General features: G+C 65.8%; 16 protein-coding genes. 7 read left to right on the forward strand and 9 right to left on the reverse strand.

Going from position 1 to position 20,086, the window contains the following annotated elements; genetic code table 11:
* Window positions 1-142: 142 nt before the first annotated feature.
* From ACIP0B_RS20085 to ACIP0B_RS20095, 3 genes are read left to right on the forward strand one after another with little or no spacing between them, the layout of a single operon-like run.
* Window positions 143-802 carry a paraquat-inducible protein A gene (locus ACIP0B_RS20085; RefSeq protein WP_400835377.1) on the forward strand — a complete coding sequence of 220 codons (660 nt, stop codon included), beginning with the start codon at window positions 143-145 and terminating at the stop codon, window positions 800-802.
* On the forward strand, window positions 789-1,412 hold the full coding sequence (locus tag ACIP0B_RS20090; protein ID WP_217890581.1) for a paraquat-inducible protein A: 624 nt from the start codon (window positions 789-791) through the stop codon (window positions 1,410-1,412). The genes ACIP0B_RS20085 and ACIP0B_RS20090 overlap by 14 nt, the downstream gene beginning before the upstream one ends.
* Window positions 1,405-3,708 carry an intermembrane transport protein PqiB gene (locus ACIP0B_RS20095; RefSeq protein WP_400835379.1) on the forward strand — a complete coding sequence of 768 codons (2,304 nt, stop codon included), beginning with the start codon at window positions 1,405-1,407 and terminating at the stop codon, window positions 3,706-3,708. Before ACIP0B_RS20090 ends, ACIP0B_RS20095 begins: the two co-directional genes overlap by 8 nt.
* A 97-nt stretch (window positions 3,709-3,805) precedes the next feature.
* Here the strand turns inward: ACIP0B_RS20095 and mksF are convergent, their stop codons facing one another.
* From mksF to mksB, 3 genes are read right to left on the reverse strand one after another with little or no spacing between them, the layout of a single operon-like run.
* Window positions 3,806-6,646 carry an Mks condensin complex protein MksF gene (gene mksF, locus ACIP0B_RS20100; protein ID WP_400835381.1) on the reverse strand — a complete coding sequence of 947 codons (2,841 nt, stop codon included), beginning with the start codon at window positions 6,644-6,646 and terminating at the stop codon, window positions 3,806-3,808.
* Window positions 6,643-7,344: an Mks condensin complex protein MksE gene (gene mksE, locus ACIP0B_RS20105; protein WP_085584659.1), complete on the reverse strand. Its 702-nt coding sequence runs from the start codon at window positions 7,342-7,344 to the stop codon at window positions 6,643-6,645. The genes mksF and mksE overlap by 4 nt, the downstream gene beginning before the upstream one ends.
* A complete protein-coding gene (gene mksB / locus ACIP0B_RS20110) occupies window positions 7,334-8,629 on the reverse strand; it encodes an Mks condensin complex protein MksB (RefSeq protein ID WP_400835383.1) in 1,296 nt (431 codons plus the stop codon). The genes mksE and mksB overlap by 11 nt, the downstream gene beginning before the upstream one ends.
* Window positions 8,630-8,862: 233 nt before the next feature.
* Between mksB and ACIP0B_RS20115 the strand changes: the two genes are divergently transcribed.
* On the forward strand, window positions 8,863-9,615 hold the full coding sequence (locus ACIP0B_RS20115; RefSeq protein ID WP_400835419.1) for an energy transducer TonB: 753 nt from the start codon (window positions 8,863-8,865) through the stop codon (window positions 9,613-9,615).
* Window positions 9,608-10,060 carry a ribosomal protein S18-alanine N-acetyltransferase gene (gene rimI / locus ACIP0B_RS20120; protein WP_400835385.1) on the forward strand — a complete coding sequence of 151 codons (453 nt, stop codon included), beginning with the start codon at window positions 9,608-9,610 and terminating at the stop codon, window positions 10,058-10,060. The genes ACIP0B_RS20115 and rimI overlap by 8 nt, the downstream gene beginning before the upstream one ends.
* A gap of 144 nt (window positions 10,061-10,204) precedes the next feature.
* On the opposite strand, the gene ACIP0B_RS20125 is transcribed toward rimI, so the two are convergent.
* The gene (locus tag ACIP0B_RS20125; RefSeq protein WP_400835387.1) at window positions 10,205-10,600 is read right to left on the reverse strand and encodes a serine kinase/phosphatase; all 396 of its coding nucleotides are present in this window, start codon (window positions 10,598-10,600) and stop codon (window positions 10,205-10,207) included.
* Window positions 10,601-10,747: 147 nt separating this feature from the next.
* On the opposite strand from ACIP0B_RS20125, the gene can reads away from it, so the two are divergent.
* Window positions 10,748-11,392, forward strand: coding sequence for a carbonate dehydratase (gene can, locus ACIP0B_RS20130; protein WP_400835389.1), 645 nt, complete (start codon window positions 10,748-10,750; stop codon window positions 11,390-11,392).
* 8 nt (window positions 11,393-11,400) lie between these two features.
* On the opposite strand, the gene ACIP0B_RS20135 is transcribed toward can, so the two are convergent.
* The 5 genes from ACIP0B_RS20135 to ACIP0B_RS20155 all read right to left on the reverse strand — a co-directional run bounded on the left by ACIP0B_RS20135 (window position 11,401) and on the right by ACIP0B_RS20155 (window position 18,369).
* Window positions 11,401-11,925, reverse strand: a complete 525-nt coding sequence (locus ACIP0B_RS20135) for a lysine methyltransferase (protein ID WP_400835391.1) — start codon at window positions 11,923-11,925, stop codon at window positions 11,401-11,403.
* A gap of 182 nt (window positions 11,926-12,107) precedes the next feature.
* On the reverse strand, window positions 12,108-13,280 hold the full coding sequence (locus ACIP0B_RS20140; RefSeq protein ID WP_400835393.1) for a hypothetical protein: 1,173 nt from the start codon (window positions 13,278-13,280) through the stop codon (window positions 12,108-12,110).
* 63 nt (window positions 13,281-13,343) lie between these two features.
* Window positions 13,344-15,065 (reverse strand): J domain-containing protein, encoded by a 1,722-nt coding sequence (locus ACIP0B_RS20145; RefSeq protein ID WP_400835395.1) that lies wholly within the window; start codon window positions 15,063-15,065, stop codon window positions 13,344-13,346.
* An 11-nt stretch (window positions 15,066-15,076) separates the two neighbouring features.
* On the reverse strand, window positions 15,077-16,774 hold the full coding sequence (locus ACIP0B_RS20150) for a molecular chaperone HscC (protein WP_400835397.1): 1,698 nt from the start codon (window positions 16,772-16,774) through the stop codon (window positions 15,077-15,079).
* Between the two features lie 176 nt (window positions 16,775-16,950).
* Window positions 16,951-18,369 carry a short-chain fatty acid transporter gene (locus ACIP0B_RS20155; RefSeq protein ID WP_400835399.1) on the reverse strand — a complete coding sequence of 473 codons (1,419 nt, stop codon included), beginning with the start codon at window positions 18,367-18,369 and terminating at the stop codon, window positions 16,951-16,953.
* A gap of 310 nt (window positions 18,370-18,679) precedes the next feature.
* Here ACIP0B_RS20155 and ACIP0B_RS20160 point away from each other — a divergent pair, with 310 nt between their 5' ends.
* Window positions 18,680-19,993 carry an MFS transporter gene (locus ACIP0B_RS20160; protein WP_400835401.1) on the forward strand — a complete coding sequence of 438 codons (1,314 nt, stop codon included), beginning with the start codon at window positions 18,680-18,682 and terminating at the stop codon, window positions 19,991-19,993.
* Window positions 19,994-20,086: the final 93 nt, after the last annotated feature.

A 20,086-nucleotide genomic window follows, 5' to 3' on the forward strand; every position in this document is an offset into this window, starting at 1 on the left:
TCCGGAACCCCAACTGCGAAAGCGGTTGGGGTTTTGTTTTGCCCGCAGGAAAGTTTTGTTAGCGTACGCAGAACAAATTTGCACAGTTATTTTCGAATAAGAACACTAGAATAGACCCCTCTTTTTCGGAGCCAGTGCCCTTATGTCTGATTCGGTTGGCGCCCCCGGGCTGTCAGATTTACCGCTGGATGACTTGGTGGCCTGCCATGAGTGCGACTTGCTGATGCGCAAGCCGAAACTTGCCCATGGCGAGAAAGCCCTTTGCCCCCGCTGCGGCTACGAGCTGTACGCCCATCGCCACAACGTGGTGCAACGCAGCCTTGCCCTGGTCGTGGCGGCGCTGCTGCTTTATGTGCCGGCGAACTTTCTGCCCATCATGCAGCTCAATGTACTCGGACAATCGTCGCAGGACACGGTCTGGAGCGGTGTCGTCGGTCTCTTCGACACCGACATGCGCGGCGTCTCGATCGTCGTGTTCCTGTGCAGCATGGCGATTCCCCTGCTCAAGCTACTCTGCCAATTGATGGTGTTGCTGACGATCCGCTTCAACGTCGGGCGCAGCTATGGCCTGTTGCTCTATCGCATCTATCACCACATGCGGGATTGGGGAATGCTCGAGGTGTACCTCATGGGCGTGCTGGTGGCGATCGTCAAGTTGGCGGACATGGCCGCCATCACCATCGGCCTGGGCCTGATGTGCTTCATCGGTTTGCTGTTGGTTCAGGTCTGGCTGGAAGTGGTGATGTCACCGCATCAAATCTGGCAGGCGTTATCAGGAGAGGATGCCCATGCGGGCGATTGATGCGGGCATTCTGATCTGCGCCGAATGTCACGAACTGAACAGGCAAGAGGCCGGCACCGACGAGCAGACCTGCACGCGCTGCGGAGCGCTGGTCCACGCCCGGCGTCCGAACAGCCTGGCGCGTACCTGGGCGTTGCTGATCACGGCCGCGATCATCTACATCCCGGCCAACGTGCTGCCGATCATGACCGTCAGCGCGTTGGGGCAGGGAGAGCCTGCCACCATCATGTCCGGCGTGATCCAACTGGTGCAGCACGGGATGATCCCGATTGCGGCGGTGGTGTTCATCGCCAGCATCCTGGTGCCGACGTTCAAGCTGGTGGGCATCGCGCTGCTGCTGTTTTCGGTGCAGCGGCACCAGCCGCTGTCCGCGCGTCAACGGATCTGGATGTACCGCTTCATCGAGTTCATCGGCCGCTGGTCGATGCTCGACATTTTCGTGATCGCCATTCTGGTGGCGGTCGTCAACTTCGGCCGGCTTGCCAGCGTCGAAGCCAATCTCGGCGCCGTCGCCTTCGCCAGTGTGGTGATCCTGACGATGCTCGCCGCTGTCACTTTCGATCCCCGACTGATTTGGGACAACACGGAGTCGGATGCCGACCATGACTGATTTGCCTGTAGCGAAAACCCGACCGGCCTCGAACTGGTCCGCCATTTGGGTACTGCCCCTGATCGCCCTGATCATCGGCGGCTGGCTCGGCTGGCGTGCGTACAACGAGACCGGCATCGAGATTCAGGTGCGCTTCGAAAGCGGCGAGGGCATTCAGGCCAACAAGACGGAAGTGTTTTACAAGGGCATGACGGTCGGCAAGGTGAAGGCCCTCAAGCTCGATGACGAAGGCAATTCCAAAGGCGTGATCGCCACGATCGAGATGAACAAGGACGTCGGCCAGTACCTCAAGACCAGCACGCGTTTCTGGCTGGTCAAGCCGAGCGTGAGCCTGGCCGGCATCACCGGCCTGGAAACCCTGGTGTCCGGCAACTACGTGGCCATCAGCCCGGGCGAGGGGGAGCCGACCCGCAAGTTCAAGGCCCTGGCCGAGGAGCCGCCGCTGTCCGATTCGCAGCCGGGCCTGCACCTGACCATCAAGGCGGATCGGCTCGGTTCGCTGGATCGCGGCAGCCCTGTGTTCTACAAGCAGATCAAGGTCGGCCAGATCAAAAGCTACCTGCTGTCCGAAGACCAGAACACCGTCGAGCTCAAGGTGTTCATCGAACCGGCCTACGCCAAACTGGTGCGCAAGCACACGCGGTTCTGGAACGCCAGCGGCATCAGCATCGACGCCAACCTGTCCGGCGTGAAGGTACGCAGCGAATCCCTGGCCAGCATCGTCGCCGGCGGTATCGCGTTCGCCACCCCGGAGAACCGCAAGGACAGCCCGCCCACCGATCCGAGCCTGCCGTTCCGTCTCTATGAGGATTTCGACGCCGCCGCCGCCGGGATCCGGGTGAAGGTCAAGCTCAGCGACTACGAAGGATTGCAGGCCGGCCGCACGCCGGTGATGTACAAGGGCATCCAGGTCGGCAACCTCAAGGCACTGAAGATCGATCCGGACCTGTCCACCGCCACCGCCGAGCTGACCCTCGACCCGCTGGCCGAAGACTATCTGGTGGCCGGCACTCAGTTCTGGGTGGTCAAGCCGTCGATTTCCCTGGCCGGCATCACCGGCCTGGAAGCCTTGGTCAAAGGCAACTACATCGCTGTGCGCCCAGGCGACAAGGGGGCCGCCCCGCAGCGTGAGTTCGAGGCCCGGCCGAAGGCGCCGCCGCTCGACCTGCGGGCGCCTGGCCTGCATCTGGTGCTGTTCACCGACAACCTGGGCTCGCTGGAGGTCGGCAGCCCGGTGCTCTACAAGCAGGTCAAGGTCGGTTCGGTGCAGAGCTACCAGTTCTCCAAGACCAAGAAGCAATTGGTCATCGGCGTGCACATCGAGAAGGAATACGAAAACCTGGTCAACGCCTCCACCCGTTTCTGGAACGCCAGCGGCGTCACGCTGACGGGCGGCCTGACCAGCGGGATCGAGGTCAAGAGCGAGTCGCTGCAAAGCCTGATGGCCGGGGGCATCGCGTTCGAGACGCCGCAGGCCAAGGCACCGCTGCAGAAGCGCATTCCGCGCTTCCGCCTGTTCGCCAACCATGACGAGGCGAACCAGAAAGGCGAGGTGGTGACGATCAAGGTCGACCGCGCCGACGGTTTGCGCAGCGGCACGCCGATCCGCTTCAAGGGGCTGGATGTCGGCAAGGTCGAAAGCGTCGACCTGACGGACGACTTGCAGTCGGTGATCCTGACCGCCCGCATCACCGAGGTGCCGGAGCGCATCGCCCGGGTCGGCAGCCAGTTCTGGGTGGTCAAGCCGGAGCTCGGGCTGATCAAGACCTCCAACCTGGAGACCCTGGTCACCGGGCAGTACCTGGAAGTGCAGCCGGCGGCGAAGAGCCTCGGGCCGCAGAAAAACTTCGTGGCGCTGGCCGGGCCGCCGGAAGCGGCGAAGCAGGAACCGGGGTTGAGCCTGGTGTTGAGCGCCGCCCGCCGAGGCTCGCTCAAGCCTGGCGTCCCGGTGACCTACCGCGAAATCACCGTGGGCAAAGTCACCGGCTATGAACTGGGGCAGACCGCAGACCGGGTTCTGGTGCACATCCTGATCGAGCCGAAGTACGCGCCGCTGGTGCGCAGCGGCACGCGGTTCTGGAACACCAGCGGCCTGGGCTTCGATTACGGTCTGTTCAAGGGCGTGACGGTGCGCACCGAGTCGCTGGAGACCCTGATCCAGGGCGGCATCGCCTTCGCCACGCCGGACGGCGAGCGGATGGGCAACCCGGCCCGTGCGGAACAGACGTTCCCGCTGTTCGACAAGTTCGAGGACGAGTGGCTGACCTGGGCGCCGAAGATTCCGCTCGGCAAGTGACCTGTGCGCAAGCGCCGGCGCTGAAAATCCCCAGCCAAGAAAAAGGGCCGCGATCCATTGGATCGCGGCCCTTTGTTTTGCCTTCAGCCTACGCGGATCAGACCGCGTCCAACTCCGGCTCGTCGGCTTGCGCGTTGACGGTGGCCTTCACCGCATCGTGGCGGCGGATGTACTTCCAGTCCGCCTCGTCGATGTAGATGCCTGCCGGGCCGCTGCCGCCTTCCAGGTCGATGGCGACACTGGCGCAGACCTGCGGCTTCACGCTCGCCAGGATCGGCACGAAGCCCAGCTGCAGGCTGGTCTCCAGCAGCGCGGCCTGGTTCTTCTCGTCGATGTCCGCCGCCTCGTCGAGGTAGTACGGCAGGCGCACGCGGCCGGCCAGGTCGCGGTCCATCAAGTGCAGCAACAGGTACATGTTGGTCAGCGCCTTGATGGTCATGGTGGTGCCGTTGGACGCCGCGCCGTCGATGTCGGTGTGGATCACCGGCTGGCCGTTGACCTTGGTGATCTCGAACGCCAGCTCGAACAGGTCCTTGAGGCCCAGCTGGTTGTGGTTGGCCGCCACCAGCCGCGCCAGGTATTCCTTGGCCTCTTCGTTCTTGTTGTCCTGCTCGGCGCTCTGGCTCAGGTCGAACACCGACAGGGTCTCGCCTTCCTCGTACTGGCCGGCGCTGTGGATGATCTGGTCGATGTGCTTGAGCGCCTCCTTGTTCGGCGCCAGCACGATGCGGAAGCTTTGCAGGTTGGACACCTGGCGTTTGTTGATCTCGCGGTTGAACAGCGCCAACTGGTGTTCGAGGCTGTCGTAGTCGCTGCGGATGTTGCGCAGGGTACGGGCGATGTCGGTGACCGCCGCGCGCCGCGCCTTGCCCAGGGTGAGGGCTTCGTCGGTGCGGTGCGCGTAGGCGTTGATCAGCAGTTGCAGGCGGCGCTCCATGTCGTCTTCGCTGTCGAACTTGGCCACGCCCTTGAGGCGCACCTGGGCGTACAGCGCTTCGATCTGGCCGTCGCAGCGCAGCAGGCCCTGCCAGCTGTCCTGGTAGTCGTTGAGCAGCGGCAGCAGGTTGTCCATCGAGTCGTCGACCGGATCCATGAACGGCGTGCCGAACGGCAGGTCCGCCGGCAGCAACTGACGGCGGCGCAGGGCGTCGTCGAGGGTGCGCTGCTTGGCTTCCATGTCGGCGATCTGCCGGCCGACCAGCTGCAGCTTGGCCGACAGCTGCTGGACGCGTTCGGTGAACGCATCGCTGGAGCGCTTGAGTTCGTCCTGGGCGGCTTCCATCTGCGCCAGTTGCTCGAGCTTGTCGCCTTCCTCGGCGCTCAGGGTCTGGGTGCGGCGGAAGTCTTCCAGCGCCTTCTGCGCGTCCAGCACCTGCTGGTACAGCGCTTCGGTCTGGGTCTTGCTCGCGGCGCGGTCAGCGGCCACGGCCTGCTGGGTCTTGAGTTGCTTGAGCTCTTTTTCCAGGCGCTCCTTCTGGTCGCGCAGCGCGGCGCGGTCGGCCAGGGCCTGAAGGGCCGGCGGCTCGATGTGCGAGATGTCGATGGACAGGCCCGGCACTTCGAAGCGCTCGCCCTTGAAGCCGTCGAGGATCAGTTCCACGGACTTGACCCACTCGCCGGCGTCGTCCAGCGCGATGCCGTGTTCGCCCAGCGGCAGGCTGAACAGCGCGCTGTTGAACAGGCGCATCAGGCGTTCGACGTCCTGCTGGGAGAACTCTTCGCGCAGGCGGGCGTAGCTGTTGTTGTCGGCGTGGTCGAGTTGCTGCTTCACCGACTTCAGGCGTTTCTCCAGATCGCGCAGGCGCTCTTCCAGGTCCTCGGCGCTGAACTGACGGGACTGCGCCAGGGCGCCGGCCAGTTCGTCGTGGGCGTCCTTGGCGGCCAGCAGTTGCTGCTCCAGCACCTTGACGTCGTCGACCAGGGCAAAGCGGTGCTTGAGCACCGACAGCTCGCCCAGCCAGCGCTGGATGCCGGTGATTTCCCGCTCCAGGCGCATCAGTTCCTGGGTGCCGCCGCGCTGGTCGTTCTGCAGGTCGTCCTGCTCGCGGCGGTAGTGTTCGGCCTGGATCGTCAGCTCTTCCTTGCGGGCGTTGGCGTAGTCCGACCAGGTGCCGAGCAGCGAGTCCAGCAGCGGCGACAGGCGATGCAGCTTGCCGCGCAGCACGTCGCGCTGCTTGACGCCGTTGGCCAGGGCTTCGACCAGCGGGCCGGCGGCCACCAGCGAGTTGTAGTCCTGTTCCATGCGGCGCACGTCGCGGAAGGCTTCTTCGCAGGCGGCGATGTAGTCGACGCTGCCGGAGCGCAGGCTGTGCTCGAACGCATCGAGGAACAGTTGCTTGAGCTTGGCAGCGGTGATTTCGCGCATGTGCAGCAGGTTGATGAACAGGGCGCGGAAGGTCTTCAGGCTTTGCTCGTTGGTGGAGCGCAGCGGGATCAGGGTCAGGTCGAGCGGGATCGACGTGTGGCCGCCGACCAGCAGGCGGCGCAGTTCGTCGGGCTTGAGCTCGTAGGCTTTCAGGCCTTCGCGCTCAAGGTTGCTGAACAGCTCCTTCTGGCGCAGGCAGGTGTCGTCTTTCTGGTAGTGGGCCAGGTCGAGCTTGCCGGCGTAGGCGAAGAACTGGTGGCCGAAGCCGCCGCCCGGACCGCGGCCGGCCACGCCGATCACATGCGGGCCGTGGGGCAGGTTGACCTCGACGAGGATGTAGCTGGTGTCCGAGGCGAAGTAGAAGCGCCGCGACTGCTCCAGGCTGTACTTGCCGAAGCTCATGTCCGACATGCGCGCCAGGATCGGGAACTGCAGGGCGTTGATCGAGGCGGACTTGCCGAGGTTGTTCGCGCCGTAGACCGACAGCGGCTCTTCCAGCGGGAACAGGCCCAGGCTGTAGCCGGCGGTGTTCAAAAGGGCAAAGCGGCGGATGCCGTAGCGTTCCTGGCTCATTCGCCATACTCCTGTTCTTCGGCAATGGCCCGGGCCAGTGCGTCTTCTTCGCTTTCGTCCTCGAATTCGGACAGGTCAAGCGGGTCGTCGGTGGCCAGAAACTTCGCTTCGGCCGCGGCGTCGATCAGCACCGGCGCCGGCAGCGGCAGGACGCTGTGGACGCTGGCCGCCAGGTCGCGGTCCTGCTGCACCGACAGGCACACGTCGAGGAACCGGTGCATCGGCGGCAGGAAGCGGTACACGCCGTTCTCTTCGCTGGCGAAGCCGAGCTGGGTCATGCGGCGCATGATCTTCTCTTCGAGTTCGTCCTGGGTCTGCACTTCGGCCTGGATGAACAGGTCGCGGTACTTTTCCAGCAGCGACGGCAGTTCCTCGCGGCCGAGGCTGCCGCCGTCGAGCACGGCGATCGGGTCGCGGCCCTGGTCGGCCAGGTGCTCGACGAGGATGAAGGTGAACAGCGCCAGGCGCTGTGCGGTCTTGTTCACCGCGGCGGCGGCCATGTCCGGCACGAAGTAGTAGAAGCCGCGGGTGTCGCAGACCAGCTCGAAGCCCAGCGCCTTGAACAGCGTGCGGTACTGGTCCTGGAAGTTCGACAGTTGCGCGTACAGCTCGGGATCGCGGCGGCTGACGTGGTAGCCCTTGAACAGCTCGCGGAAGATCGGCGCGAGTTGGGACAGTTCGGATAGATCAAGATGCATGAGAAGTACCTGCAGAGAGGGGGCTCGCAGCATCCTCGGCGGCGGGGTCGCGGGCCGAGAGCAGGGCGAAGGAGCGCAGGCTGACCCGGTGCTCGTGAGTGTGGTATTCGCGGCGTTCCAGACGCTCGCGCTTGAAGCGTTTCTCCCGCGACAGGCGCGAGAACCAGTAGAGCAGTTCGTCGGTGGCGCCGTCCGGCTCCTGCTCCAGCAGCCAGTTCATCAGGTCCGGCATCGGCAGGGCGTCTTCGCAGCGGTCGACCATTTCGCGCACGGTGCGCGGCGCCCGCGGGGCATCGCCGCCCTTGGCGGTCTTGTGGGCCTTGGGGAAGCGCGCCGGTTTCGGCTCGAAGCGGGCGAGGGCATACACGTAGGCCTCGACCTGGCTGGCGCTGCCCAGGAACGTGCTCTGCGGACGGGTGAACAGCGGCATCGCCGCCTGCGGCACCGCGTCGAGGCCCTTGCGCCGGATCGCCGCCAGGGCGAGGGCGGCGCCGCGGGTCACGGCGTTGTGCCGGCGGGCCTCTTCGCGCAGCGGCAGCAGCAGTTCCCGGGCGTGGCGCAGGGTGAGCTGGGCGCTGGTCTGCATCTCGAGGATGCGCGCGTGGGTGCGCAGCAGCATGTCGTCGTCGACCAGGTGGCCCAGGCGCTGCTGTTCGCTGAGCATCTTGAGCAGCACGGTCTCGACCTTGCGCACGCCCTGTTCGAAGGCGCCGTCGGCGTTGACCAGGTCGATCATCGGCTCGACGTACTCGTCCCAGGTCGCCAGCACTTCGGCGTAGCGCTGGCGCAGCGGGATCTGCCGGTCGCTGGTCTTGGCCCGTTCGGCCACGGCCACCAGGGCCTGTTCGTCGTTGTCGAGCTTCTTCAGGACGTCGCGCACGCGCATGTCGAGCAGGCGCAACTGGCGTGCGAGGTCGTTGCCGTCGCGGATCTCGAAGGCGTCCTGGATGTAGCCGGCCAGGCGTTCGAGGTGACGCAGGTAGGCTTCGATCTCCAGGCACAGGCCCAGGCGGTGTTCGCGGCGCAGGTAGGCGAGGAAGTCGTGGATCTGCGCGTTGAGCTCGAAACGGTTCGGGCTTTTGGCCACGGGCACCAGAATGTCGAGGCGGATCCACACGTCGAGCAGGTGGGTGATGTCCTGCGGCGTGCTTTCCAGTTGCTGGGCGGCCAGTTGCGTGCGCAGTTCGTTGAGGCTCAGGGTGCCTTGGTCGAAGTGCTCGCACAGTGGCTCCAGAAGTGCCCAGTGTTCAGCGAGGGCGCGCAAGACGCGCTTGGGTTCGATCATCGGAATGGCCGGCTGGTTGGCGGATAAAAGCCGCGATTGTACTGCATCGGGGACGATGCGATTCACTCTCGGGACGGGCTGTCGCATTCTTTGGGTCAAAGGGTGTCGGTCAAGGCTATCGATCAACAGCAAGCGATCTTGAGCGAACGGCGGTAGAATCAGCGCACTTCAAGTTATCCACAAGTGGCCGACCCTTGCTAATCGAGTCCCGCCGCCGCGCCTATCTGAACGCCATGCAGGTGGTCAGTTGGCTGCCGCGCACCGAACTGCCCTTTGCCGCGCCGTCGCGGCCCGAGTTGCTGGAGACGCCGGAACCCGAGCCCGAGGCCGTGGCGCCGGTGCTGCCGGCCGCGGCGGCACAAGCCCCGGCGCAACCGGCCGCGCGCCCGGCCGAGCGGGTGAAGATCGAGGTGCCGCGCCCGACGCCGGCCGCCGGCCGTGCCGCCGCCAAACCGGTGGAGGACGCCGAAGAGGCGCCGCCGGTCGTGCGCCCGGCGCCGGTGCCGCCGCCGCGTTTCGCCCTGCAGCTGCTGCGGGCCGGCCGCTGCTTCCTGCTGGTCGAGCTGCCCACCGGCGAGCCGTTCCAGTCCCGGGATCCGGCCTACCTGCTGCTCAAGGACATGCTGCGCGCCGCCGGCCTGCCGGACGCCCCGCAGATCGTCGGCGAGCCGGTGCGCTGGCCGCTGCTGGTGCGCAGCTCGATGGATCAGGGGCCGGAGGCGGCCCGGGATTTCGTCCAGGGCTTCCTGTCGGTGCGCATGGAAGAGGCGCCTTGCGCGTGCGTATGGCTGGTCGGCCTGCCGGCGGTGCGGTTTGCCGGCGAGGCGGATGCCGAGGCGTTCAACCGCGAGCTGCAGATCGAAGGGCTCGGCTCGGCCTGGGCGTTGCCGGGCCTGGAATTGTTGATGGAAGAGCCGCAGCGCAAGGGCGCCGTGTGGCAAGCCATGCGCCGGCTGATGGCGCGCTGGAAAGAATCGAATGAGTGACGCTGTATCGTTCCGCCCGATGACCGAGGCGGACCTGGACGCTGTGCTGAAGGTCGAATACGCGGCGTACAGCCATCCGTGGACCCGCGGGATCTTTCTCGACGGGTTGGGCAAGTACCAGATCTGGCTGATGTTCGAAGGCCAGCAGCAAGTCGGTCACGGCGTTGTCCAGATCATCCTGGACGAGGCGCACCTGCTGAACATCACGGTCAAGCCCGAGAACCAGGGCCGCGGCCTGGGGCTCAAACTGCTGGAGCACCTGATGTCCCGCGCCTATGCGGCCGAGGCGCGCGAATGTTTCCTGGAGGTGCGCGACAGCAACACCGCAGCCTTCCGCCTGTACGAGCGCTACGGCTTCAACGAGGTCGGACGGCGCCGGGACTACTACCCGGCGGTGGGCGGGCGCGAGGATGCCGTGGTGATGGTCTGCACGCTGGTCGACTGATCCTCTGTGGCGAGGGCGCTTGCTCCCGCTCGGGGGCGAAGCCGCCGTTGCCTGACTGAGTGGGACGTGGCCGCTTTGCGGCCCGGCGGGAGCAAGCTCCCTCGCCACAGGCACGCGCCCCCGGCATAAGTCTGTTTCCCGGTCTCAGCGCTTGCCGTCCAGCGGATCGCGCCGCGCCAGTTCCGCCTCATCCAGCCCGTCGCCGGCGCCGATGTCCTGGCCGTCGACGATGCTCAAGTCCCAGTCCGCCGGATTGTCTTCGCCGGCCTCATGGGCATCCCTGGCGCCGTCTTCGCGGATCAGGGTCTGCGGGCTCAGGTCGTCGTCGGTGGATTGAGGGTCGTCGTCGGCCATGGCCGTTTCGCGCAGCCGCCGGCGGGGCTCCGGACGTTCGCTTTCCCGGGGCAGCCGTTCGTCGCCGATCTTCGCGTCCGGCCGTTCGTCGTCGAAGTCCAGCTCGTGCACCGACCCCATGCGGTCCTGATTATCATCGATCGGCGCCGGCTGCGCCGCGCCAAAGGGGCGTCGTGGGTCGTTCATGGCAATTCCTCGTACTATGCTGTGGGCCTTATCTGGATGGACTCACAGGACGCACGAGAAATTCCGGCGAAAACACTTGCCGCCGATCCGTGACCCCGACGGGCGGCCGTCTGTCACACCAACGCATCTTTCTTGAGGCCTTACAGCATGCACGACTTACAAGACCTGATTGATAACAACGAGCGTTGGGCTGACGCGATCACCAAGGAAGACCCGGATTTCTTCGCCAAGCTGGCCCGCCAGCAGACGCCGGAGTATCTGTGGATCGGCTGCTCCGACGCACGGGTGCCGGCCAACGAGATCGTCGGCATGCTGCCGGGCGATCTGTTCGTTCACCGCAACGTCGCCAACGTGGTGCTGCACACCGACCTCAACTGCCTGTCGGTGATCCAGTACGCGGTGGACGTGCTCAAGGTCAAGCACATCCTGGTGACCGGCCACTACGGCTGCGGCGGTGTGCGGGCCTCGATGCAGGACCGCCAGTTCGGCCTGATCGACGGCTGGCTGCGTTCGATCCGCGACCTGTACTACGAGAAGCGCGACGAGATCGCCAAGCTGGCGACCGAGGAAGAGCAGGTCGACCGCCTGTGCGAACTCAACGTGATCCAGCAGGTGGCCAACGTCGCCCACACCAGCATCGTGCAGAACGCCTGGCACCGCGGCCAGAGCCTGTCGGTGCACGGTTGCATCTACGGCATCAAGGACGGTCGCTGGAAGAGCCTGAACACCACCATCAGCGGCTTCGAGCAATTGCCGCCGCAGTACCGCCTGCGTCCGGTCGGCGCGCCGTAACCGGCGGTTCAGCGCAGGCCCGGACGTCGCCAGGTCTCGAAAAACCGCAGGCCCTCGCTGTCGGGGCTTTCATCGTGACCGGTGATCCAGCCGCGGCAGCGCGGGGCGCCGCAGTTGCAGGCGAACTGATGCAGCAGCTTGCTTTCGGTGGCGGCCAGATCGACCGTGAGCCGCTCGCCTGGCGCGATGTCCCGCAGGGCCCACAGCCACAGTTCGCTCATGTCCAGGAACACGTTCGGGTCGCAGGCGTGCCCGATCAGGGCACAGAACCGCGGGTCATAGAGATGGAGGCCGGGCAGCAACTGTCGGGTCTGCCGGCAGCGGTAGGGCAGCAACTGCCCGGAGACCCGGCACATTCGGCTGATGCGCAGGAATTCCCTGCGCGCCACGACGGCCGTGGGCACGCCCCGCGGATCGTGGACGATCTCGAAGTCGCTTCGGGAGGGGAAGCCGAGGCGAACCGGTAGCCCCGCGAACGGATAGATGCCTTCCGTGTCGCGTGGCGGGTGACGCTGAACGACGCAACTGTTCATAACCGTCCCTGTCGATGGTCGTGGTGATTTCCTCAAAACCGACGTCCTGTCGGAACTGTTCCATCATTTGGATCCAATGTTCTCTTGAGTGACCTTACGGGTCTACTGTCAGATCTGACAGGCGAGATAGGCGTTTCCTGGCGTCAGCCAAGGCTGACGCCAGGAGGGACATGGCGAGGGCGTTACGCGTGCGGATCCGGCTGGGCGGCGGCCGGCAGCGGTTCCTTCAGTTGCTTGAGCTGCGTCTTGATCGGCGCGGTGGCGCACTTGGCCGCTGCCTGTTCCGGGGTGAGGTTGCGGATCGAGGTATAGAACAGCTCGCAGGTCTTGGCTTTCTGCGTGACCTGCCAGGTCTGCGTGCAACTGTTCAGCAGGGCCTTCGGATCGCTGCCCGGTTTGCTGCCCATGCCGGCCTGCCAGCAGGCGGCGCTCAGGTCCTGGCCCATCACCTTCAGGCCGGCCGCGTCGGCCTTGGCCTGGGCGTCGTCGCCGGTGTAGGTCTCCGGATCCGCCGCGTACCAGATGTAGCTCGGGTGGTTGGAGCCCAGCACCGGCACTTTCACGCCGTCGCTCGGGCTGATGGTCGCCAGGCCCAGCACGTTCACGGTCTGGCCGTACTGCTGCTTGATCCAGTTACGCACCGGTGCGCCGAAGGCCACCATCGGCAACGCGGCGCCGCCGGCGCTGACGCTGACCTGCTTGACCATGGTGGTCTGGTAGTCCTTGAAGTAGTCGTAGACGCCTTCCAGATCCTTGCCGGCGCTGGCGGGCGCGGCGATCGGCGCGATGTCGACGATGGTCTGGTAGGCCGGGGTCTGGTCGGCGGGGATGCCGTTGTCGGTCAGCAGCGCGGCCCAGCGGTCGGTGGTGTTGGAGCGCAGGTAGTCCTGGGCCTGGGTCAGCGAATAGTCCGGCGGGAAGTGCAGCAGCTCGACGCTCTTGCGGTTTTCCAGGGCCATGCCCAGCGGCAGGAACAGGTACCAGCTGTACGCCCACTTGCCGTCGGCGTTGAGCTTGCTGGCGCCGGTGTAGGCCAGGTCGCCGGCGTCCAGCAGCGCGGACAGCGGCTTGTCGTAGCCCTGCGGCACGCCGCTGATCTCGGCGTAGAGCTGATCGTTGTCGTTCTTCACCAGCACCTTGGCATTAGCGTACCCGTCGCGCTGCACGCTTTGGCTCAGGTAGTGCGACACGGTCTGTTCCAGCGTCCAGTTGCGGAAGCAGATCACGCTGCAGTTGTTGGGGTAGGCGAAGAGGCGGGTGACGCGTTCGGTGCTGCCCAGCTTCAGGTCGACATCGGCGTGGGCGGCCGCGCTCAGGGTCAGCGCGGCGAGAGTGAGTCCTGCGAGTTTGAACATGCTCTTATCCTTTTCAGCGTGGGTCATACGTTGGTGGATGGGCGAATCCTGCCCGCATCAAGCCTAGCCGGGCATCAGGCGTTCAAGGGTGAAACCGGATCTGGCGGCGAAGGTCACGGCGACCATCACCAGCAGGAACAGCACTTGCAGCGGACTGAAATGCGCCCAGTGCAGCGCGGTCAGCCAAGGGCGGCGGTTGCTCAGCTCAGGGTCGAGCGAGCCGATGCGCCGCTTGTGGCACAGCCCGATCAGCATCGTGCCGATGTAGCTGATGGCCCCAAGCTTGCCGAGCAGCACCGAGAACAGCAGCACCATGGCTGCCTGCGGCACGCCATGCCGTATCACCAGCCAGCGGGTGTCCGGGTTCCATCGGCGCGGTATCAGGTTTTCCGTGAGCCAGAGATCCGCAACGATCGCGTAGGCGATGATCGGCACCCACCAGCTCATGGCGACGTAGAAGAACCAGGTGGGCACGCAGGCGAACACCAAGGGCATGACGAGCGTGAAGGCCGGGGACTTGTGTTCGGTGGGAATGAAAAACAGCCACAGCGCCAGGACGACGGCAACCCACACCCGCACCCAGGTTTCAGAGGCGATGTAGCGCGGCAGGAAGCGGCGCCAGTAGAACACGTCGGCGTAGGGCAGGCGCGCCAGCAGCTCGGGGTAGCGCCACTTGAGGGTTTCCGACAAATGCTGGCAAGCCTGCCATTCGTTGGCGCCGAAGCTGTCGATCATCCGTTTCTGCTGGCTGGGCTTCAACGGGTTGATCAGCAGGTGCGCGGCCTGCACGTCGGGCGCCGAAGTGAGGCGGCCTTCGGCCTTGGCCCGCAGGTTGTCGTAGAAGCTTTCCTGGTTGCAGCGCTCGATCAGCGCCCGCCAGACCGAGTCCGGCTGCGGGTGCAGGCCCCGGGTGTCGTCCCACCCGAACACCTGGGCGATGCGTTCGAACAGCGGCACGCTCCATTCGCTGTCTTCAAGCACATGCAGGAGCGTCTGCTGCCATTGTTCCCGGCGATCGAACACCTGAAGCCAAGGTTGCGCCGAGTAAGACTTGAGCAAGGCGAGGAACTCGCGTTCCTTGTGCTCCTCCAGCAACGCCATCAGCGTGTACTGGTAATCCACCATCACTGTGTTGGCCAGGGTGTTGCGCTGCCAGTCGGCCATGTCGAGGTCCTGCCACGGCCCCAGCCAGCCCAGGTGCTCCAAGGCCCAGCTGGCCAGCGGAAGGCGAATCGACGGCTGGTCGAAGCACAGCTGCAGCAGCCTCTTTTCGAACGCTTTCGCACAACCCAGCTGACCGGCCTGCTCCCAGCGTTCGGCCAGGTTGTCCGGCGACAGTCCGTCCGCCAGCGTCGCGGCGAGGGCGAGCGTCGGGTCGGCGAGCGTTTCGCCGGCCGCGGATTCGACCGGCTCGGCGCGCAAGGTCTCCAGCGGGTAGGCGTTCTCGGGCGCCGACGGATTCGCGGGCGCGAAGATCGCCTCGCTGACATCCGAGCCATCGTGCTCCGCCCGGTGCGGGTGATGAACCGCCGCCAGGGGCCGTTCAGCGCTCAGTGCGCCAAGCCCCGCAGGCGCGGCCACCATGACGTCGCCGTCGAGCTCGTTCGCTTCGTATTCTTCGCGCCACCGGGCCACGGCCAGCGCCTGCTCGTAGGCTTCGCGCAGGCGCTGAAAGCCCTCGGCGTCCTCATCGGGCCGGCAGGCCTTGAGCAGGCGCGCGTAGCTGCGCTTGATGTCTCGGGTCCCGGCGTCGTCGGGCAACTGCAGGACAGACCAGCAATCCATGTCGGGTTTCCTTACTGCCAGGGGCTGCGGTCGAGTGCGTTCAACTGTTTGGTCAGTTCGCTGCGGGTCTCGCGGATCTGCCGTTCGTCCTGGGACTCCAGCACATGCTGGAACTGCTTGGCCCAGTGGCCGATCTGGTCGCGCAGGTCACCCAGGCTTTCCTGGTAGAGCCGTTCCAGGCGTGCGCTGAGCACCGTGTTCACCTGCTGCTCGCGCGGGTGGATCTTCAATTGCGCGAGGTTCTGCAGGCGCTGCTGGATTTCCTCGGGCGTCAGTACGCCGGGGTTGTTTTCGATGACCAGCGAGTGTTGCTGGCCGGTCAGGGGAATGTTGACCAGGGCTTCCAGCAAGCCGTTGTTGTCGTAGGTGAAGCGCACCTCCAGCTCGACTTCGCCGGCCTTGCGCTTGGGCACCTTGATGTCCAGCTGGCCGAGGGCGACGTTGTCTTTGACCAGGCGGCTTTCGCCCTGGAAGATCTTCAGCACGACCTGTTCCTGATTGTCGTGCAGCGTCTGCACCGTCCGCACGCGGCTGACGGGCACGATGCTGTTGCGTTCGATGATCGGCAGGTAATGGCCGCTTTCGTACTGCCGGCCGATCTGCGTGGTCGTCTCGATCCCCAGGGTGTAGGAGCAGACGTCGGTCAGCACCACTTCATCCAGGGCGGCCGAACGGGCCTTCAGCGCGGCCTGGATGGCGGCGCCCTGGGCGACGACCTGATCCGGATCGAGGCTGATCGACGGGAAGCGGCCGAACAGCCCGGCGGCCAGCTTGCGCACCAGCGGCATCCGGGTGGTGCCGCCCACCAGCAGGATCTCGTCCAGGTCGCTGACGCGGATGCGTGCATCGCGCAGCGCCCGTTCGATCGGCGCGCGCAGGCGTTCGAGCAGCGGCATGTAGAGGGTCGCCAGCTGCGCCTGGGTGACGGTCTGGGTCCATTGGCGGTCGCCGACCTGCAGCCTGAATTCGGCGCTGGCGTCCTGGCCCAGGGCCCTGCGCACCCGCTCGGCCTCGCGACGCAACGGCTGGATGACCGCCGCGCGTTCCGGGAAACCCTCGGTGTTGCGGTGATGGTCGATGAAGTGCTCAAGCAAGGCACTGTCGAAATCTTCGCCGCCGAGGAAGTTGTCGCCGGCGCTGGCGCGCACCTCCATGACGCCCTCGAACAGTTCGAGAATCGAGACGTCGAACGTGCCGCCGCCCAGGTCGAACACCAGGAACGAGGTTTCCTTGTCCCGCTGGTGCAGACCGTAGGCCAGCGCGGCGGCGGTGGGTTCGTTGATCAGCTTGTCGACCTTCAGCCCCGCCAGCTCGCCGGCGATGCGCGTGGCCTTGCGCTGGGCATCGCTGAAATAGGCCGGAACGCTGATCACCGCCTCGGTGACGGTCTGGCCGTAGGCCCGCTCGACGTCTTCCTTGAGGCTCTTGAGCACCAGCGCGGAAAGCTCTTCGGGGCGGAACGTCTTGCCCCCCAGGCGGATTTCCGTCGCGCTGCCCATGTGGCGCTTGAACAGCGAGGCGGTGAGGCGGGGATGGGTGTGCAGACGTTCGCGGGCGGCTTGCCCGACCAGGATGCGGTCCTGATCGTCCAGGCCCACCACGCTCGGCGTCAGGAACTGCCCCAAGGCATTGGGCACCAACTCGGACGATTCGCCCTGCCATACGGCAACCAGGCTGTTGGTGGTTCCCAGGTCAATCCCGACGATCATTGCAACGAACTCCCTTTGCGCTCAGCAAAAAAATGAAACAGAAATTGGCGCGCAAGAATATTACCGAGGCAGTGGCGCGGTAAAGAAAGATGATGGCGCTGGGCCATTATTTACGTTGGGCGATCCTGTGCGGCGCCTGGGTGCCTGCCATCGGGGCGGCACCCGGCGTCCTGCCTTTACGGCATCACAGGCGGCAGGTAGGCCAGTGTCGTCCCCAGTGCCCACAGCAACACCAGGACCAGCGGCGTGTGCACCAGCAACTGCACGAACGAGAAGCCGATCAGGTCCCGAGCCTTCAGGCCCAGCACGCCCAGCAGCGGCAGCATGTAGAACGGGTTGATCAGGTTCGGCAGGGCTTCGGCGGCGTTGTAGATCTGCACCGCCCAGCCCAGGTGGTACTTGAGGTCGTTGGCCACCTGCATCACGTACGGCGCCTCGATGATCCACTTGCCGCCGCCGGACGGGATGAAGAAGCCGAGAATCGCCGAGTACACGCCCATCAGCAGCGCATAGGTGTCGTGGGAGGCGATGCTGACGAAGAACGTCGAGATGTGGTGGGCCAGGGTCTGGGCGTCGGTGCCTTTGACGGTGGTCATCAGCGCGGCGATGGAGCCGTACAGCGGGAACTGGATCAGCACCCCGGTGGTGGTCGGCACGGCGCGGGCCACGGCGTCGAGGAAGCTGCGCGGACGCCAGTGCAGCAGCGCGCCGAGCATGATGAACAGGAAGTTGTAGGTGTTCAGCCCGGAGATCGCGGTGATCGCAGGTTTGGTCGAAAACTCGTGGAACAGCCACCCGGCGGCCAGCAGCACCAGCACGATGATCAGCAGCGGGCTGTGCTCCAGCCACTCGCCGGGGCGGGTGCGCGGTTGCAGGGGCGGCAGGTTGAAGCTCGGGTCGATGCCGCAGGCCTTGGCGTCGCGGGCGGAGTTCGGGCCAGGGGCGGTGGCGTAGGCGATGATGATCGACACCACGATCAGCGCCAGCAGCATCACCCCGGACTGCCAGAGGAAAATGGTCTGGGTGAACGGGATCACCCCGGTGATCGACAGGATCGACGGCGGCAGGCTGGCGGGGTTGGCCTGCAGCTGCGCGGCCGACGACGACAGCCCCAGCGCCCACACCGCGCCCAGGCCCAGGTAGGCGGCGGCGCCGGCGGCGCGGTAATCCATCTTGAGGTCGGTGCGGCGGGCCAGGGCACGCACCAGCAAGCCGCCGAACACCAGCGACAGGCCCCAGTTGAGCAGCGAGGCGACCATCGAGATCAGCGCGACCCAGGCCACGGCCGAACGCCCGTTCTTGGGCAGCCGCGCCAGGCGGTCGATCAGTCTGACGGCGGGCGGCGAGCTGGCGACGACATAGCCGCCGATCACCACGAAGGCCATCTGCATGGTGAACGGGATCAGGCTCCAGAACCCGTCGCCGAACGCCATGGCGGCGTCGGTGGGCTTGGCGCCCATGGCCAGGGTGGCCAGCGCCACGATGATCACGGCGAGCGCGGCGAACACCCAGGAATCGGGAAACCAGCGTTCGGCAAAGCTGGAGCAGCGCAGGGCAAAGCGGGCGGAGCGGCTATCTTCGATGTCAACGGCCACGGGAATACCTCGGATTCTTATGTTTATTGTGGTCCGTCAGAAGCGCCGCGCCCCCTGTGGGAGCGGGCTTGCCCGCGAAGGCGTCAGGCCGGTCGACATCGGTGCCGGATGCACGGCCTCTTCGCGGGCAAGCCCGCTCCCACGGCGTGTCTGGCGTGGTGTCTGCGGACAGGCCCCAACAGTAAATCAAGCGCCGGCCCGACTGTGAGCAGGTTTTGCGAAACCGGGACTATGGTCTAACGGGTTGTCCCCCGACCCGTTTGCGTAGACCATGGGCGCCCTGGTTTCTGCCGCTGCCTGAGCTCCTGTCATGACTGTCGACCCGCTTGCCCGACCGGCCCCTTTCAGCCGTTCCGACTACAAGACCCTCGGCCTTGCGGCGCTGGGCGGGGCGCTGGAGATCTACGATTTCATCATTTTCGTGTTCTTCGCCCTGACCCTCAGCCAACTGTTCTTCCCGCCGGAAATGCCCGAATGGCTGCGCCTGCTGCAGAGCTTCGGGATCTTCGTCACCGGTTACCTGGCGCGGCCGCTGGGCGGGATCCTGATGGCGCATTTCGCCGACCGCCTGGGGCGCAAGAAGGTCTTCAGCCTGAGTATCCTGATGATGGCGCTGCCGTGCCTGCTGATCGGGCTGATGCCGACGTATGCGCAGATCGGCTATTTCGCGCCGCTGCTCCTGCTGGCGCTGCGCATCCTGCAAGGGGCGGCGGTGGGCGGCGAAGTGCCGAGCGCCTGGGTGTTCGTCGCCGAGCACGCGCCGCCCGGCCATCGCGGCTACGCCTTGGGCTTCCTGCAGGCCGGCCTGACCTTCGGTTACCTGATCGGCGCATTGACCGCGACGCTCCTCGCCCAGACGTTCACCCCGGCGGAGGTGCTCGACTACGCCTGGCGCTATCCGTTCCTGCTCGGCGGCGTGTTCGGGGTGATCGGTGTCTGGCTGCGCCGCTGGCTCAGCGAGACGCCGGTGTTCATGGCGATGGAAGCGCAGCGCGAGGCGCGGGTCGAACTGCCGCTGCGCACCGTGTTGCGCGAGCACCGCCTGGCCATGCTGCCGGCCATGCTGCTGACCTGCGTGCTGACGTCGGCGGTGGTGGTGTTCGTGGTCATCACCCCGACCATGATGCAAAAGACCTTCGGCATGACCGCCAGCCATACCTTCGGCCTGAGTGCGTTGGGCATCGTGTTCCTGAACGTCGGCTGCGTGATCGCCGGCAAGCTGGTCGACCGCATCGGCGCCTGGCGCGCGGTCATGCTCTACAGCCTGCTGCTGCCGCTGGGCATCGGCGTGCTGTACGCCAGCCTGATCGGCGGTGGCGGCTGGGTCGGCCCGGCCTACGCGGTGGCCGGGCTCGCCTGCGGTGTGGTGGGGGCGGTGCCGTCGGTGATGGTCGGCCTGTTCCCGGCGCGGATCCGGGTGTCGGGGATCTCGTTCACCTACAACATCGCCTACGCGGCCTGGGCGAGCGTCACGCCGCTGCTGCTGATCGGGCTGATGCCGTGGAGTCCATGGATCTGCGTGATCTTCTGCGCCGTGATGGGCCTGGCGGGCCTCGTGGGCGCGGCGTATTTCGGCTCGCGGACGCCGCGCCCGGGACAGTGCCGGGTGGCGGAAACCGCCTGAGCGGCGGGGGCGAAACTATTTTTGTAGGACAACCCTCAAGCGCTCTTCAGAAACGCTTGCCGAGGCCGATGGTTAGTTTGCATACCCGCTTTC

This window comes from Pseudomonas sp. NPDC089534 (assembly GCF_044749305.1).
Lineage (GTDB): Bacteria > Pseudomonadota > Gammaproteobacteria > Pseudomonadales > Pseudomonadaceae > Aquipseudomonas > Aquipseudomonas ekonensis.